The organism is Campylobacter lari subsp. concheus, assembly GCF_008245025.1.
In the GTDB taxonomy this organism is placed as follows: Bacteria; Campylobacterota; Campylobacteria; order Campylobacterales; family Campylobacteraceae; genus Campylobacter_D; species Campylobacter_D concheus.
Window position 1 is genome coordinate 384,274 of the sequence record NZ_CP043426.1, and the last position, 17,189, is coordinate 401,462.

The 17,189-nt window shown below is 28.7% G+C and carries 14 protein-coding genes; 4 read left to right on the forward strand and 10 right to left on the reverse strand.

Annotated elements, in window-relative coordinates:
- Positions 1–58 precede the first annotated feature (58 nt).
- From CLCT_RS02070 to gap, 4 genes are read right to left on the reverse strand one after another with little or no spacing between them, the layout of a single operon-like run.
- A complete protein-coding gene (locus CLCT_RS02070; protein WP_149062110.1) occupies positions 59–1,696 on the reverse strand; it encodes a hydrogenase small subunit in 1,638 nt (545 codons plus the stop codon).
- 3 nt (positions 1,697–1,699) lie between these two features.
- Positions 1,700–2,380: a triose-phosphate isomerase gene (locus tag CLCT_RS02075; RefSeq protein WP_149062111.1), complete on the reverse strand. Its 681-nt coding sequence runs from the start codon at positions 2,378–2,380 to the stop codon at positions 1,700–1,702.
- On the reverse strand, positions 2,377–3,579 hold the full coding sequence (locus CLCT_RS02080; protein WP_039668104.1) for a phosphoglycerate kinase: 1,203 nt from the start codon (positions 3,577–3,579) through the stop codon (positions 2,377–2,379). Before CLCT_RS02080 ends, CLCT_RS02075 begins: the two co-directional genes overlap by 4 nt.
- Position 3,580: 1 nt before the next feature.
- Complete coding sequence (gap, locus tag CLCT_RS02085) at positions 3,581–4,576, reverse strand: type I glyceraldehyde-3-phosphate dehydrogenase (protein ID WP_149062112.1); 996 nt, start codon at positions 4,574–4,576, stop codon at positions 3,581–3,583.
- A 59-nt stretch (positions 4,577–4,635) separates the two neighbouring features.
- On the opposite strand from gap, the gene nadD reads away from it, so the two are divergent.
- The 3 genes from nadD to CLCT_RS02100 are packed head-to-tail and all read left to right on the forward strand — an operon-like array spanning position 4,636 to position 7,910.
- Positions 4,636–5,181: a nicotinate (nicotinamide) nucleotide adenylyltransferase gene (gene nadD, locus CLCT_RS02090; RefSeq protein ID WP_039668106.1), complete on the forward strand. Its 546-nt coding sequence runs from the start codon at positions 4,636–4,638 to the stop codon at positions 5,179–5,181.
- A 13-nt stretch (positions 5,182–5,194) separates the two neighbouring features.
- Positions 5,195–5,512 carry a ribosome silencing factor gene (gene rsfS, locus CLCT_RS02095; RefSeq protein WP_039668107.1) on the forward strand — a complete coding sequence of 106 codons (318 nt, stop codon included), beginning with the start codon at positions 5,195–5,197 and terminating at the stop codon, positions 5,510–5,512.
- 22 nt (positions 5,513–5,534) lie between these two features.
- The gene (locus CLCT_RS02100) at positions 5,535–7,910 is read left to right on the forward strand and encodes a tetratricopeptide repeat protein (protein ID WP_149062113.1); all 2,376 of its coding nucleotides are present in this window, start codon (positions 5,535–5,537) and stop codon (positions 7,908–7,910) included.
- A 1-nt stretch (position 7,911) separates the two neighbouring features.
- Here CLCT_RS02100 and CLCT_RS02105 read toward each other — a convergent pair whose 3' ends face one another.
- From CLCT_RS02105 to CLCT_RS02130, 6 genes are all read right to left on the reverse strand, one after another.
- On the reverse strand, positions 7,912–8,286 hold the full coding sequence (locus CLCT_RS02105; RefSeq protein WP_149062114.1) for a DUF1090 family protein: 375 nt from the start codon (positions 8,284–8,286) through the stop codon (positions 7,912–7,914).
- Positions 8,287–8,349: 63 nt separating this feature from the next.
- Complete coding sequence (locus tag CLCT_RS07790) at positions 8,350–9,282, reverse strand: DUF4153 domain-containing protein (protein ID WP_346202853.1); 933 nt, start codon at positions 9,280–9,282, stop codon at positions 8,350–8,352.
- A 625-nt stretch (positions 9,283–9,907) separates the two neighbouring features.
- Positions 9,908–10,282: an HIT domain-containing protein gene (locus CLCT_RS02115; protein ID WP_012661164.1), complete on the reverse strand. Its 375-nt coding sequence runs from the start codon at positions 10,280–10,282 to the stop codon at positions 9,908–9,910.
- A gap of 43 nt (positions 10,283–10,325) precedes the next feature.
- A complete protein-coding gene (gene fumC / locus CLCT_RS02120) occupies positions 10,326–11,717 on the reverse strand; it encodes a class II fumarate hydratase (protein ID WP_149062115.1) in 1,392 nt (463 codons plus the stop codon).
- Positions 11,718–11,845: 128 nt separating this feature from the next.
- Positions 11,846–13,645 carry a glutamine--fructose-6-phosphate transaminase (isomerizing) gene (glmS, locus tag CLCT_RS02125; RefSeq protein ID WP_149062116.1) on the reverse strand — a complete coding sequence of 600 codons (1,800 nt, stop codon included), beginning with the start codon at positions 13,643–13,645 and terminating at the stop codon, positions 11,846–11,848.
- A 3-nt stretch (positions 13,646–13,648) separates the two neighbouring features.
- Positions 13,649–16,003, reverse strand: coding sequence for a nucleotidyltransferase (locus CLCT_RS02130; RefSeq protein WP_149062117.1), 2,355 nt, complete (start codon positions 16,001–16,003; stop codon positions 13,649–13,651).
- A 114-nt stretch (positions 16,004–16,117) separates the two neighbouring features.
- On the opposite strand from CLCT_RS02130, the gene mqnE reads away from it, so the two are divergent.
- Positions 16,118–17,182, forward strand: coding sequence for an aminofutalosine synthase MqnE (gene mqnE, locus CLCT_RS02135; protein ID WP_149062118.1), 1,065 nt, complete (start codon positions 16,118–16,120; stop codon positions 17,180–17,182).
- Positions 17,183–17,189 lie beyond the last annotated feature (7 nt).

Consider the following 17,189-nt stretch of genomic DNA (forward strand, 5'->3'; position numbering starts at 1 on the left):
TTTTCGCACTTTGCAAATTTCAAATATTTAGGGAGACAAATATTTTAGCATTAAGTCTTTAAATACTCGTTAAATCCCAAAATAATTTTAATAATTTTTCGTTTTTTGCACATATTAAAATTTGCTCTTTGTTGTGTATCTTTTTGCATGCTTTTAGAGCTTGTTTTAAATGTTCTTTCAAAGAAAAAATCAATCCAAAAGCAATACCTTCTTTATCTAAGCCACCTAGAATATAAATTAAAGGCATACGCATTGATTTAGAAACATCAAGTTTTACTTGTTCATTAATTGTGATTTTAAAATCAAATTTGCTAGGATGTTTAAACTTATAAGCTAGAGCAAGATCTAAAAACTCATTTAAATGGTTTAATTTTTTTCCACTTATAAATGGATATATAAAATAAAATAAGTCTAAGATATTATTGCTAGTTTTGCTTTCATTATCGTAATTTTCTTGTATAAAATCATAATATGTTTTAAATTGCTCTTGGTAATTTTGCACTAAAGTCATAGCCATTTTGGTTTTTGCGAAATTATTTAAGAAAACTTTAGGATTAGCTTCAAAACTAAAATCTAAAAAATTAATCTTTGTATCATTTTGATAAAAAATCCCACTAGTATCACTTTCTAAATCTAGTAAAATATTATTTGAATTAAGCTCATTGATAGAACTATTATGTACTATTATTTTATTATCTAATATAATAGAAAAATCATTATAAGCAAATTCATTACTCATAGGTTTTTCATAAAAACCAAAATCATCCCAAAAATTTTCTTCACTACAAGCAATGCATCCATGTCCTGCAGCTACTGGCCAAGATGTTTTGGAGTTAAATTTAACCTTAGGACAATTATTGTAAGCATAAGGTCCTTTGCAACCTACTTTAAAAAGACAATAACCTTGTTTTATATTTTCATCATCAAAACTCTGAGCAAAATTTCCTGCTTCAAATTTAGCTTTTCTTTCGCATAAATCATGCAAGCATTTACCATAAAAGGCTAAAGGTCTATTTTGCTCATCTAAAGCCATATCCTGCTCAAATAATATGTAAAAACAAAGTGCTGCGATGATATTTACATCACTTGGGGGACAACCTGGTATATTGATCACTTTTTCTTCTAAGACTTTAGAAATTCCTATGCTTTTGGTGGGATTTGGATGTGCAGCTTGAATTCCTCCATAGCTTGAGCAAGTTCCCATGGCAAAGATTGTTTTGGCATTTTTGGCACATTTTTGTAAAATTTCATATCCATTTTCACCATGTGCTCCTATAGTTAGATAAAAAGGATCTATAGCACAAACTCCACCTTCAACAGCTAAAAGAAAATCTTTTTTTTCTAAAACTTCCTCTAAATGCGATTCTGCTTGATGTCCGCTTGCGCTCATAAAGGTTTCATGATACTCTAAGGAAATAAAATCAAAAATTAAATCTAAAAAATCAGGCAATGAAGTTCTAAGTAAGCTCTCGCTACACCCTGTGCATTCACTTAAATGAAGCCATATGAGACTGGGCGGGGTGTGAAGTTGAAAATATCTATACGCCAAAGGGCTAAAGTCATTTGGTAAACCTAAAATTTTAATGATAGAATTTACAGCCTCTAATGAGATATTTTTTTCTTCTTTGTGTGAGTTTTCTAATAGAGTGATTTTATGTTCTAATATGCTTTTTAACTCTTCATTGTCCAAAGACATTTTTTAACCTTTAGCTATTTGTATCATATTTAAAAAATCATTTGCATTTAATGCAGCTGAGCCTATCAATACTCCATCACAATTTTTTAAAGCACAAATTTCTTTAACATTGCTTTGATTAACACTTCCACCATATAAAAGCTTAGCATTAGTAAATTTTCTTAAAAAATTAAGTATGGTATTAATATCATCAAGATTAGCACTAACTCCAGTGCCTATAGAATAAATAGGTTCATAAGCTATGATAAGTTTTTTATAAGATAAATCAATATTTTCAATTTGTTTTTTTAAAAAATCCAAGCTTTTGTCGGCATTTTTAGTTTCCAAACTTTCGCCTATGCAATAAATGATATTAAAATCAAGATTTTTTGCAAAGTCAAATTTCGCCTTTAAAAAGCTTTCATCTTCACTTAAAGCTCTTCTTTCAGAATGGCCTATTAAAACACTTTTGATGTTAAATTCTTCTAAGTGAATTTGACCTATTTCTCCGGTATATGCTCCATTTTGGCAAGGGTAGAAATTCTGCGCGCCTTGTTGAAATGAAAAATTGTCTTTTAAGAAAGCTATACTAGGAGGGAAGATGAAAATTTCATCTTCTTTGTTTAAGTTTTGGTTTAATTTTTGAGCGTAAAGTTCAAAGCTTGATCTTGTATGATTGCACTTTAAATTTGCCGCAAAAATCATTCATTATCCTTTATGGTCAAAGGTTTTACTCCAGGAAGTTCTTTTCCTTCTATAAGCTCTAATGATGCTCCACCACCGGTTGAAATGAAAGTCATCTCATCAGCATCACCTGCTCTTGCTACAACATCAGCAGTATCACCACCACCTATTACAGTTGTTGCATGAGATTCGCTAATATAATGGCTCATTTTAATGCTGCCTTTTGAGAATTTATCGATTTCAAAAACCCCCATAGGTCCATTCCACCATATAGTTTGAGCATCAGAAAGTGCTTCTTTAAACAACCTTACACTAGCAGGACCTATATCAAGCCCCATCCAACCTGCGGGAATTTCTTGTACAGGAGTGTATTTCATTACTGCTTCTTGAGAACAAGTTTGTGCTGCTGTAACATCCACAGGAAGATAAATTTTCACCCCTAGATTTTTACCTTTGAGTAAGATTTTGTTTGCTTCTTCAATTAAATCTTCTTCTAAGAGAGAATTTCCTATATCATAACCTTGAGCTTTTAAGAAAGTAAAGGCCATACCTCCACCTATGATGAGCTTATCTACTTTTGGAAGTAAGTTAGTCAAAGCTTGTAATTTGCCACTTACTTTAGAACCACCTACTACAGCTACAAAAGGACGCGCAGGGTGTTTGATAAGATTGCTTGCAAATTCAATTTCTTTTTGGAGTAAAAATCCCGCACCTTTGTTTGTATTGTCAAAGTATTTTGTAATAGCTTCAACGCTAGCATGGGCTCTATGACAAACCCCAAAAGCATCATTAATATAAACATCAGCCATAGAAGCAAGTTCTTTGGCTAAGTTTTCATCATTCTTAGTTTCACCCTTTTCAAAGCGTAAATTTTCCAAAAGCAAAATTTCACTTGATTTTAATTCGCTAGCTTTTTTCTTTGCATCTTCACCTATAACATCTTTAGCCATAATAACATCTTTAGCCATTAAGCGTGCAAGTCTTTTTGCAACTGGCTCTAAAGAGTATTTTGAAGCTATTTCTTTTGGACGCCCTAAATGTGAAGCTAAAATAACCGCACAGCCATTGTCTAAACAATATCTTATAGTAGGGATAGCCGAGCGAATACGACGATCATCGGTAATATTTAAAAACTCATCTTGAGGAACATTAAAATCACATCTAATAAATACTTTTTTCTTTGCAAGATCAATATCTTTAATCGATAAAATACTACTCATCTTAAGCCTTTGCCACAAATACTGCCATATCTACTAAACGAGAAGAATATCCCCATTCATTATCATACCAAGCAACCACTTTAACAAAATCATCACAAATTACTTGAGTTAAATCACTTGCTACAATTGCGCCATAAGAGCAAGTTATAAAATCACTTGAAACTCTTTCTTCATCATCTACTAATAATATACTTTTTAAATTGCTAGCAGCTGCTTTTCTAAAGGCTTCATTGATTTCTTCTTTACTTACTTTTTTCTTTAAAGTTGCAGTTAAATCCACAGTTGATACATCAGCCACAGGCACACGCATACTTTGACCGTGTAATTTTCCATCAAGTTCAGGCATAACAAGCTTCATAGCTTTTGCTGCACCAGTTGAGGTAGGGATGATATTTTGTGCAGCAGCGCGTGATCTTCTTTTATCTCTTGCTTTTGCATCAATAATGCTTTGACCGTTTGTGTAGGCATGAATGGTTGTCATTAAACCTTTTTCTATGCCAAAATTATCTTGCAAAACTCTACAAATTGGACCCAAGCAGTTAGTAGTACAACTTGCATTTGAGATGATGTTTTCGCCTTTATATTCGTGAGCATTTACCCCTAAAACATAAGTTGGAGTTTTATCTTTTGCAGGTGCACTCATGATAACTTTTTGCACTCCATGATCTAAAAATCCTTGGCATTTTTCCATAGTTAAGTGTGCACCAGTACACTCTAAAACAATTTGTGCACCATATTTTGCAAAGTCTAAATCCGCTACATTTCTGCTTTTTAAAACTTTTATTTTTTTATTATCAATTATTAAATCATCACCATCATTTTCAACACTACCATCGTATACTCCATGAACGGTGTCATATTTAAAAAGATATTTAGTAAGCTCTATATCAGTAGTATCATTAATCGCTACAAGTTCGATATCATCGCGTTTCATAATAATTCTTGCAACACATCTTCCAATGCGTCCAAAACCATTTATTGCAACTTTTACAGCCATTTTCATTTCCTTTTTATGATTAAGTAGGTAAAATTCTACTAAAAAAAGGTTAAATTTTAATGAAAATCGCACTTTTTGGTGGCAGTTTTGATCCACCCCATTTAGGGCATAATGCTATAGTCTTTAATGCACTAGCAAATTTAGAGCTTGATAAACTCATTATTATGCCAACTTTTATTAGCCCCTTTAAGCAAGAATTCACCGCAAATGAGCAAAGGCGCTTAAAATGGTGTGAGATGATTTGGGGAGGTTTGGAAAAAGTTGAAATTTGTGATTTTGAAATAAAAAAACAAAGACCCGTACCTAGTATAGAAAGTGTTGATTTTTTGTATGAGCAATATGAAATTTCTAAGTTTTATCTTATTTTGGGAGCTGATCATTTACAAAGTCTTGAAAAATGGCATGAATTTGAAAGATTGCAAAATTTGGTAGAATTTGTTGTAGCTAAAAGAGATGGTATTTTTATACCAAAACATTTTAAAACTTTAGATACTAAAGTAAATATCTCTTCTTCTTTTATAAGAGAAACCTTGCAAACATCACAAGTTTGTGAGCAAATCAAAGAAGAAGTTAAGCTTTATTATTCTAAATTTAAAAATATTTAACAAAAGGAAAATAATGCAAGAAAGAATTAATAATATAGTGCAGATTTTAGATGATAAAAAAGCAGATTTAATAGAAACTTTTGATATGCAGGATAAGGATTATTTTGTTAAATTTGTGGTGATTGCTACTACTATGGGAGAAAGACATGCGCTTTCTTTGATTGATGATTTAAAAACTAATCTTAAAAGCAAGGGTGAAGAGTTTTTAAATATAGAAAGTAGTGAAGAATGGACTGTACTTGATTTAGGCGATATTTTGATTCACTTAATGAGTGAAACTTATAGAGCAAAATATAATATAGAAGAATTTTTAAAAAGTCTAAATAAATAAAATCAGAACTAGGGAAAAGGATTTGGATAATCTAATTACTGAGTTATCAGATTTAGCTAAAGAATATTTTGAAAATTCAGAATTTGAAAAATGTGATGAGGTTTTAAGTGAACTTATAGCTTTTTGCAAAGGCGAAGTTACGCTTGCTCAAGATGGTAAAATGATTTTTATAGATGATGAGGACAAGCATCGTTTGCTTTTAGAAGCTTACCATAATAGAGCGCTTTGTAAATTTAATTGTTTGAAATTTCAAGAAGCACTTAAAGACGCAACTATAGCTGTAGAATTTGATCCTAGCAATGTGTTTTTATTTAATCTTTTGGGTCTATGTAATTTTAAATTAGATTTATTACAAGAAGCAATTTTGGCTTTTAATAAAACTATAGCGCTAGATAATGCATATTATTTAGCATATTTTAATAGGGCTAGAGTTTATATACTTTTGGATGAGCAAACAAAGGCTTTAAAAGATTTACAAACTTGTATTGATTTGGCTCCAGAATATTATATGGCTTATTATACTAGAGCCATTACTTTGCTTAGTGTTGATCCAAAACAAGCTTTGATTGATTTTAAAAAGTCTCAAGATTTAGGATTTGAATCCTCGCAGATTTTTTATTATCAAGGTGTAGCTTGTGAGAATTTGGAAAATTATCAAAAAGCTATAGAATTTTTTACTCAGATGATTGAGCAAGATGAGAGTTTTGCTGATGCATATTATAAAAGGGCTAATAATAAACGTAAAGTTGATGATTTAGAAGGAGCTTTGCAAGATTGTTTAAAATCTATTGAATTAGACAATGAAAATGCAATGGCATATTTGATTTTGGGACATATTTATAAAGATTTAGAAAAGATAGAATTATCAATAGATGCTTTTAAAAAATCAATCGATTTAGATGAAAATTTACAATATCCATGTTTTGCATTAGCTAGAGTTTTGTATGATTTAAAAGATTATGAACAAGCTTTGAAATATTATGATAAAACAATTGAGCTTTATGAAGAATACGCTCAAGCATATATTAATAGAGGTAATACTAAAATCAATCTAAAAATGATTGAAGAGGCTATAGAAGATTTTGATTTAGCAGCTAAATATTATCAAGAAAGGGAAAGAAAGCATGATTTTACTCCATCAGAATTAGCAGAACTTGAACATGCAGTTCCTTATGGTTTTTATCATTTGGGTAATAGCTTGTATGAGATAGACAAATATGATGAAGCTTTGATAAGTTATGAAAAAGCCTTGAGATATCAAAAAGAATATCCTGATGTGTTTTTTAATAGGGCTTATTTAAAATCTGATCTTGAAAAATATGAGGAAGCTTTAGAAGATAGTGAATTAGCTGCTAAATATTATAAAAAGCAAAATAATACTCAAGATTATGTTAATTCTCTTTCTCAAAGAGCTTGGATTAAAAGTAAACTTGAAAGATTTCAAGAAGCTATGGATGAATACAATGAGCTTATAAAAACATATAAAGATTATATTGATTTAAAAGATGTATTATTCGAAAGAGCATATTGTGCAAAAGAACTTGAATCTTATGAAGAATTAATAGCTTATTGTAATGCAGCACACAAGGTGGATAAAAATAATTTTAAACTTTATTTTTGGCGAGGAATTGCTAAATATAATTTAAGTTTAGAAGAAGAAGCTATAGAAGATTTAAATAAGGCTTTAAAAATTGATAAAAACCATAATGGAGTAAAGTATTATAAGGGACTTTGTTATGAAGATCTTTATATGTTTGAAGAAGCTATAAAATGTTACGATAGTGTGATTTTAAGTAATGAAGAAGATGATGAATCATATTTTCATAGAGCAAAATGTAAAAGAAATCTTGAAAAATATAATGAAGCCTTAAAAGATATCAATGAATGCTTAAAAATAATTGATGATGTTGGGGAATATTGGATAGAAAAAGCACAAATTTTAAGCTTTTTAGGAAAATATGATGAAAGCTTCAAAGCAGCAAAAAAAGCAAGTGAGCTTGAACCAAAATCATATGAATGTTATCATTTTATGGGTGCAGTTAAAGTGTATTCTCAAGATTTTAAAGAAGCTATAAAATATCTTAATATGGCTTTAAATTTAGATGAAAGTCAAAATTGGACACATTATTATAAGGCAGAGTGTTTAAGAAATTTAGGTGATTTTCATGATGCATTGCAATGTTATGAAGATTGCTTGAAGATAACAAAAGAAAATACCGATGCTTTAGTGGGAAAAATTCAGTGCTTAGAAGAGCTAAAAGAATACAAGCAAGCTTTAGAGTGTACTAAAGAATTATTAAAGCTTGATGAAGAAAATGAGTTTGCATTAAAAAATCAAAATGTTTTCATGCAAAAATTAAAACAGCAAAATAAAAAGTGGTGGCAAATTTGGAATTAAATTAGAGTTTGTTGATATATTCTTCAATATCTTTTTTGATTTTGTCTTTTTTGTCTTTTAAAGCTTGTTTTTTATTTTTATACTCTGTTTTACTCATATAATCTTTTTGTTTTTTTAATTCTTTTAACTCTTGTTCGATCTTTTCTATCTCTTGCTCTTTAAGTTTTTTAGCCTCTAATTTTTTATCATAAAAAAGAGGATCTTTTGTACAATCTGCCTGAACTTCTTTTAAGGCTAATTCTAAACTTAAAGCTTTTTCTTGATGATTGTAATTTTTAGCATAAACTATTTCTTTTTGAATTTGCTTTATTTTAACCTCACATTGCGTGGAAAATGCAAATGAGCAAAGTGTAAGTAAAATAAAAATTTTTCTCATATTATACCTTTTGTACCTTTTTAAAAATTTTTCTAAATTTTAAACCAAAATATTAAATATTTTTTATTTGGTATTTTTTATAAAAATATGAGTTTTAAATTTTGTTACATTTCCCCTTGCATCTATGTTAAACATTAAAGGTATAAAAGTTATAGTAGAGCTATTGTAAAGCTCATAATCTAGTTGAGAATTTTTTTGATAGGTTTTTAAAGTTTTATCAAAATCTATAATTTTTAAAATTTCTTGTTCTTGTAAGTAAAAATATAAAATATTATCTTGTATTTTCATTGAGTATTTAAAATTACTTTTATTAGTGAAATTAAATAATACTTCATCATAGTCTTTTTTTAATTTTAAGTATTCAGGATTAAAATTTTTATATATAGAAAGATTAGGATTGGAAAGTTTTGCTTGATTTTTTAAATGATTTAAATTATTTGCCTTTAAAAATTCATCAAAACTATAAGATTTATCATAATTTTTATCTAAATTATGTATAGTATTTTTAATATCTTTTATTTGATTATAGTATTGTTTGCTTTTAGAATAGTCAAGTTCTAGTTTTTTTTCTTGTATAATTTTTTCTAGTTTTTCTAATTGATATTTTTGAGAATATATACTTATATGGTTAGCAAAAAAACCTAAAAATAAAGATATTATTGCTAGTATGTAAAAAGAATACTTAGGTGCTTCATTTTGTTTAAATACGCTTAAAAAACTTGAAATTAAAAGCCATAAATTAAAAGTTAATACAGCTAAGCGTTCAGGTGTAAATCCATATTGTGTAATTCTAATTATAATAGCATAAAATACAAAACTTGTTAAAAATATTAAAAACACAAGAAAAATATAAAAAATAATTTTTTTAATTTTATAAAAAGATAAATTTATCCAAAAATTAAATAATAAAAAAACTCCAAACCAAAGACACAAATGAACGATACTAAGATTTTCTAAAAAGTTAAAAAGAACACCAATAGTATAACTAAAAAGCATAATAATATATAAAATGCTAAAAATATTAAGTATAAATATAAAAATTTTTTTAAATTTATAAGATGTAAAATTTCCAAGCAAAAATAAAGAGAAAAAACCTGCACTAAAAACCCAAAAAGACACAATGGTAGTGTTTAGATTAGATGAAGAAATATCAAATAAAAAGCAAAATGAAGTATAAAAAATTAATATAAATAAACCTAGAATAAGCCAAAAGCTTATACTGAAAAAAAGCGCTGCTAAAAAATAATGAAAATTGTTAAAATCGTATAATTTTCTTGCACATATTAAAGATATAAGTGTTAGTGCTAAAGATATATAAAGAGTATTTTGAGTGTAAAATAGCAAATAATCTTCATCTTGTTTGAAAATAAAGTGCAAAATTATATAGAAAATTAGCCCAAAAAATAAAATCCAAAAATTTGTTATACTTTTATAAGTCTGTGTTAAATTTTCTTTTGCTTTAAAAAATGTTTCACAAAAAATAATAAAAAGAGTTAAAAATAAAAAATCGCTACATTGATACGAATCATAAAAAAATCCTATAAAAAACCAAAAACATAAGTAGCAAATTGCACCAAATGGATGATTTTTTAAGGCTATATGAGTAGAATTAATAAAATTTTTAAACATGGATATTGTTTATTTCTTTGAGCAAAATTAATTTAAATCCCTCAAAGTCTGGTAAATTTAAATCCCTTACTTCTCTTTGTTGTTTTCCCCACATGCATTCAGGAAAAAAAGCATCTTCTTTAAAACGCGCCATAACATGAAAATGCACTCTTGGTACATAGTTTGCAAAGGAAGCTATGTTGATTTTTTCTGGGTTATAATGCTCTCTAAGGCTTAATTCGCAAGCTAAAACATACTGAAAAAGCATATTTTGTAAAAAGGTTGGACAATCACTTAATTCTCTGTAATTTTCTTTAGTAAAAATTTTTACCCAAGGAATTTGAGAATTTTCTTTTTCTATAAATAAATAATCATTTTCATAAATCATGCTAACTCTCAAGAAAAGACTAGGGTTATTCCTAGTCTTTTGATTATTTTTTTGGCCCTATCATTTTTGTAGGATCTACAAATTTAGCAAAGTCTTCCTCGCTTACTAAGCCAAGTTCCATAGCGCTTTCTTTTAAAGAAATGCCTTTTTTATGGGCATTTTTTGCTACTTTAGCTGCATTTTCATAACCAATGTGTGGATTTAATGCAGTTACTAGCATTAAAGAATTATGTAAATTATGATCTATTTTTTCTTTATTTGGCTCTATACCAACAGCACAGTGGATATTAAATGAGTGCATAGCATCAGCCAATAAATCAAGGCTTTGCAAGAAGTTATAAATAATCACAGGTTTAAAAACATTAAGCTCGAAATTTCCTTGGCTTGCTGCAAAACCAATTGCTGCATCATTTCCCATAACTTGTACTGCAACCATAGTTAAGGCTTCACACTGAGTAGGATTAACCTTACCTGGCATGATAGAACTTCCTGGTTCATTCTCAGGTATGTTTAACTCTCCAAGACCACATCTAGGACCACTTGCTAGCCATCTAATATCATTTGCTATTTTCATTAAATTCGCAGCTAAACCTTTCATAGCTCCATGGGTAAAATTAATTGCATCATGACTTGTTAGTGCATGGAATTTATTTGGACTTGAAATAAATTTAGTACCTATTAGCTTGCTTAATTCTTCGCTTACTTTTTCACTAAGTTCTGGATGAGCATTTAATCCTGTACCAACAGCTGTCCCGCCTATTGCAAGCTCTCTTAATGTAGGCAAAGAAGCGATGATTTGCTCTTTTGAATGAAGTAACATAGAGAGATATCCACTAAATTCTTGAGCTAGGGTAAGTGGTGTAGCATCTTGAAGGTGAGTTCTTCCTATTTTAATAATCCTTTCAAATTCTTTTACTTTCTTTTCAAAAGTGGCAATAAGCTCATCTAGAGCAGGGATAAGTTTTTTTTCTACTTGTTCTACTGAAACTATGCTCATAGCAGTTGGAAAAGTATCATTTGAGCTTTGGCTCATATTTACATGATCATTTGGGTGAACAAGTTTTTCTTTTCTAAAATCACCGCCCATAATTTCAGTAGCACGATTTGCTATAACTTCGTTCATATTCATATTGCTTTGAGTACCTGAACCTGTTTGCCATATTGCTAGTGGGAAGTTATCATCAAATTTTCCTGCTACAATTTCATCGCAAGCTTGCACAATAGCATTTTTTTTAGCATCGTCTAATTTGCCAAGTTTATTATTAACTAAAGCCAAAGATTTTTTAAGATTTGCAAAAGCATAAATTAAAACTTTTGGCATTTTTTCACAACCAATTTTAAAATTTTCAAAACTTCTTTCAGTTTGTGCACCCCAATATTTATCATTAGGAACTTTAATCTCTCCCATAGTATCGTGTTCGATTCTATATTCCATGGCTTTTCCTTGTAATAAAATAAGATATGATATTTAAACCAAATAAACCCTAAAGTTTGCTTATAATTTAAGAAGTATTTATAAAATTTTTTAAAAAAGTGTAGTTTTTTCAAAACTACACAAAATATTTATTCTACGGTAACACTTTTTGCTAAATTTCTTGGCATATCTACATCATTGCCAAGTCTTATAGAAACTTCTAAAGCAAGAAGCTGTAAGATCACCATCATTTCAAAAAATTCACACATATAGTGCTCTTGTTTTGAAGTTCTTATAAAATCATCGCTTAAGTCAAAATCAAGTGGAGAAATAGCAAGTAAGGTGGAATCCCTTGCAGCTAATTCTTCTACATTTGATTTGGTTTTTTCATAAAGGCAATTTTGTGGCATTAGTGCAACGGTAAAAAGCTCGCTATCTGCTAGAGCAATAGGCCCATGTTTCATTTCACCTGCTGGATATCCTTCAGCATGCAAGTATGAAATTTCTTTTAATTTTAAAGCCCCTTCTAATGCTAGTGGATAAAATACATCTCTTCCTATAAAGAAAAAGCCATGGCCATGTAGGTATCTTTTTGAAATTCTGTGTACTTTTTCATGCAAGTTTTGCTCAACTTTAACTATACTTGGTAAGCTTCTTAGAGCTTTGATTTCTTTACTCATATCTAAATTTGCTTTTTGTGCAAGATAGATTGCAAGCATCCATAAAGTTGCCACTTGAGTGGCAAAAGCTTTAGTTGAAGCCACACCTTTTTCAATGCCCGCTCTAGTAAGTAATGATATATCAGCTAAACGCACGATATTAGAATTATCCACATTACATATTGCTAAAGTTTTAACTCCTTGTGCTTTTGCTATTTTTAAAGCTTCAAGTGTATCAGCTGTTTCACCGCTTTGAGAGATTACTATAAAAAGAGTATTTTTGCCTATAATGGCTTCTCTGTATCTAAATTCACTTGCTACTTCAACTTTAGTTTTAATCTTTGCAAGTCTTTCAAGCAAATAAGCCCCGCTTAATGCTGCATGATAGCTTGTGCCACAAGCACAAAGTGTGATTTCATCTATGTTTTGCAAAAGAGTTTCATCTATATCTTCAAAAACAATCTGCTCACCTTGCAAGCGTCCCATTAAAACTTCGCCTAAAACTCTACTTTGCTCATAGATTTCTTTTTCCATAAAAAATCTATAACCATCTTTTTGAGCATAACTTTTATCTTGACTTAAAGCTACAAAAGTAGGTTGTATGCAAGCTTGATTATGGCAAATTTTGCATTCTTTTAAATTCACATATCCATAATCCCCATCTTCAAGATAAGCTACTTTATCCACTAAAGAAACTAATGGTGCATCACTTGATGCAAAATAATATTCATTGTCATCGCCATTTTTTCCGATGATGAGTGGCACTGCATTTTTAGCAAAATAAATTGTATTCGGATCTTTTTTACTTACAAGCAAGATTGCAAAAGCACCTTTTAGTTCAGCTATAGTCTTTTTAAAAGCTTCAAATGGTTCTAAATTGCTTGCATAGTATTCAAATAAATGTACAATAACTTCAGTGTCAGTTTGACTTAGAAAATTAGTACCTTCTTGTGTGAGTTTTGTTTTTAATTCTTGGTAATTTTCTATGATTCCATTATGTATTACACAAGAGTATTGTCCTAAATGTGGATGAGCATTTATTTCAGTTGGTTTTCCATGAGTTGCCCAACGCGTATGGCCTATAGCAAGTCCAAAGCCATCGCTATTAAAATTAGCAGTTTTATTGGCTAAATTTTCTAACTTTCCAACTGCTTTAAAAAAGTCTAACTCCCCGTCTTTCATTATTGCTATACCAGCGCTATCATAACCTCTATACTCAAGCTCTTTTAAGCCTTCTAATATGATTTTTTTCTTTTCTTTGGTTCCTATATATCCTACTATTCCACACATCTTTTACTCGCTTATTAGTGATTTAAGAATTTGATCTTTATGATCTTGCAAGCTTTCATTTTTATGCAAAATCAAAACATTTCGCGTTCTTTCCTTTATGGTTTGAATTTTTGCTGCACTTAAGATAATATCATATCTTGCAAGCACATCCATCACATAAGCCATTAAACCTTTTTGATCTTTTGTGTTTAAGGTTATTTTGGCATAGCTTTTGGAATAATTCATATCTAATTTTAATTCATCTTTTTTAATGTTTGGTTTTTTTGCTTTTTTTTGTACTTTTAAATGTAATTTAGAATTTAGTAAATTTTCTAAACTTTGCTTTTGAGTATCGCTTACTATATCTGAATATTCAAATTTCAAATAAACTTTTTCATCAAATAATTCAAAGAAACTCATAAAGATTAAATTCAAAGAACTTAAAGTATTGAGTATATTTTCAAGATTGTTTTTTCTGTTCATTATAAGCTCTAGGGTAAAATTATCTTGATTGTCAAGCCAAAAAGTAAAATTTTCTTTTTGTGCAATTTGCGTTATTTTAATGATTTTTTCAAAACTATTTTTTATAAAAAATAGATTGGATTTAATATGAGTGATATTATTTTGAGTGTGTTCATCAAGATCTAAAAAAGCCTTACTTCTTTTTAGAGTTTGTTCTTTTTTTACCCTTCTTTGGCTCTCATCAATTAAATTCTCATCCTCAAAGCCTTCTAGTGCATTTTGAAATAATCTTTCTAAGCTTTTATAATAAAAATGATTTTCTATGCCCAAAGCTTTAGCATTGCAAAAAGACAAAAGATGTAAGGTTTTTAAGGTATTTATATCATTTAATTTGGAAATAAAATTTAGAACAATAGTAGAATTATAAATATCTTCTTTTTCTATAATGTCTTTAAAAGCATTAAAATTTTTATATAATCTTAAGCCAAAATCTAAAAGTTCATTATCAACTTGGAATTTTCCTATATAAGCCCTATAAATATTTGCTAAAGAAATTTCATTTTCTTCATGAATAGCACTTAAAAGTATGGTGAGTTTTATTATTAAAAGTGTATTTTCATCAAAGTTATAATCTTTTTCTTCAAAGTATTTTAAGCAAAGTAATGCTCTATCTAATGCACTATAAACACCTTCTTCTTCAAGTAAGAATTTGCTTTGAGTAAGAGGTTTGCAAAAATCTTTTAAAATATTAGCATCAGCAAGAAGTTTTAAAAGAGCAAAAGAATGCTTTCTTTCTAAAATTTTCTTGAATAATTCTAAATTTTCATCTTTGTTTTCTGCTCTTTTTAATGCGAAAATGAGTTTGATGTCAAAATTATAATCTTTATCATCTAATTTTAAAAGTTGATTTAATATCAAACTTAGGTTTTCACTTTTATTAGAATAAGTAAAAAAGCTATCTTGTGTTTCATAAAGTTCATTATCTTTATAGTGTTTTTCTTGGATGCACCTTGCTAAAAATTGCGTATAAATTCCACAAGTTTGCATACATTGCATAGCTTTTTGAATAAGTATGGATTTAAGATCTAAATTTTTCTTTTCTTTTTTTTGCATTAAGTTAGCAAGTTCTTGTGAATTTTGTATTAAAAATAAGTTAGTGTTTTTACCTTCTAAAAGATTCATTGCGCATTTAAGTGAAAATAAAAAATCACTTGCAAGTTTAAATTCACTTAATTCTTTTTCGTTGATAAAATTAAGCATATAGTTTTTAGGAGAATCTTTAAATAATATACTTAAATTTTCTATATCAAGTTGCTCATCTAAACCACCAAAATTTTTATTAATATCAAATTCTTGTTTGATTAAAGGTTGATGATAAGGGTTTAATTCTTGTAAGATTTTTAAAGCAAATTCTTCTTTTAATTCATCTTGAGCTTGAGAAATTTTTTCTTTGATTTGTTTGAATAAAATTTTAGATCCGCAAATATAACGATATTGTAAAATATTTTGTTTTAGCTCGTTTTTAGCTATATTATAAAGTCCATTTATTTCACAAATTTGATAATTGATATTTAAATTAATATCATTTAGTGAAGTAATAAATGCTTTCATTAAAGGCTTGATATTATAAGCTTTTATATCTTTATAAATAAGTAATAAATCAACATTTTCTTTTATACTTAAATTCATTTTAGCATATTGTTTAATAGCGATAATACAAAAAGGGAATTTATCATTATGCGGAAAATAATCATCAAAAAAATCATTCAAAACAAGCTCGTAAACATCTTCTATAAAACGACCAATTTCTTTAGAGTGGTAAAAACTAAACGAGCCTTGTTTTAAAAAAAGCCTAGAGCAATAAGCTTCATAATCTTTTAAAGAATTTTTTAATTTTTGAATTTTTTGTATATCCATAACTTGATAATAATCCTTATTTAATTTTCCAGTATCATACCAAAAATACTTTGTATTAAATTTTAAGTAAGTTAAAATTATAATTGTAATTTAAATTTAAAAAATGGTAAGAATATGCAAACAATTATAGAAAAACTAGAAAATCAAGAAAGATTAAACGAAGAAGAAGCTAACAAGCTTTGGGATTTAGAGCTTTTTACTTTAGGCAAATATGCACAAAGAATTCGAACTAATTTGCATGGTAAAAAGGTTTATTTTAATATCAATCGACATATTAATCCTACAAATATATGTGCAGATACTTGTAAATTTTGTGCTTTTTCAGCACATAGGAAAAATCCTAATCCTTACACTATGACACATGAAGAAATAATGAAAATAGTTGATGAGACAGTTTTAAGAGATACTAAAGAAATTCATATCGTTTCAGCGCATAATAAAAACACTTCATGGCAGTGGTATTTGGAAATTTTTAAAATGATTAAAGAAAAATATCCATTTTTACATATTAAAGCCCTAACCGCTGCTGAGATTGATTTTTTAAGCAGGGCTTTTAATATGAGCTATGAAGAAGTGATAGAAAAAATGCTTGAATACGGCGTTGATTCTATGCCAGGTGGTGGGGCTGAAATTTTTGATGAGGAAGTTAGAAAAAAAATTTGTCATGGTAAAGTAAGTAGTGAAAATTGGTTAAAAATTCATAAACTTTGGCATGAAAAAGGCAGACAAAGTAACGCCACAATGCTTTTTGGGCATATAGAAAGCAGAGAAAATAGAATTAATCATATGATAAGATTGAGAAATCTTCAAGATCAAACTGGTGGTTTTAATGCTTTTATTCCTTTGGTTTGGCAACAAGATAATAGTTTTATTACAGGTAAAAAACCACTTGGCTCGGTAGAAATTTTAAAAACCTTAGCTATTGCAAGGATAGTGCTTGATAATATTAAAAATATCAAAGCTTATTGGGCAACCATGGGTATAAATTTAGCTATGGTGGCTCAAGATTTTGGTGCAAATGATTTAGATGGTACTATAGAAAAAGAAAGTATACAAAGTGCAGGTGGGGCGAAAAGTTCAAATGGCTTGAGTTTAAAAACTTTTATAGAAATGATTCAAAGCTCAGGTTATATAGCAATAGAACGAGATAGTTTGTATAATGAATTAAAAACTTATTAAGGATAAA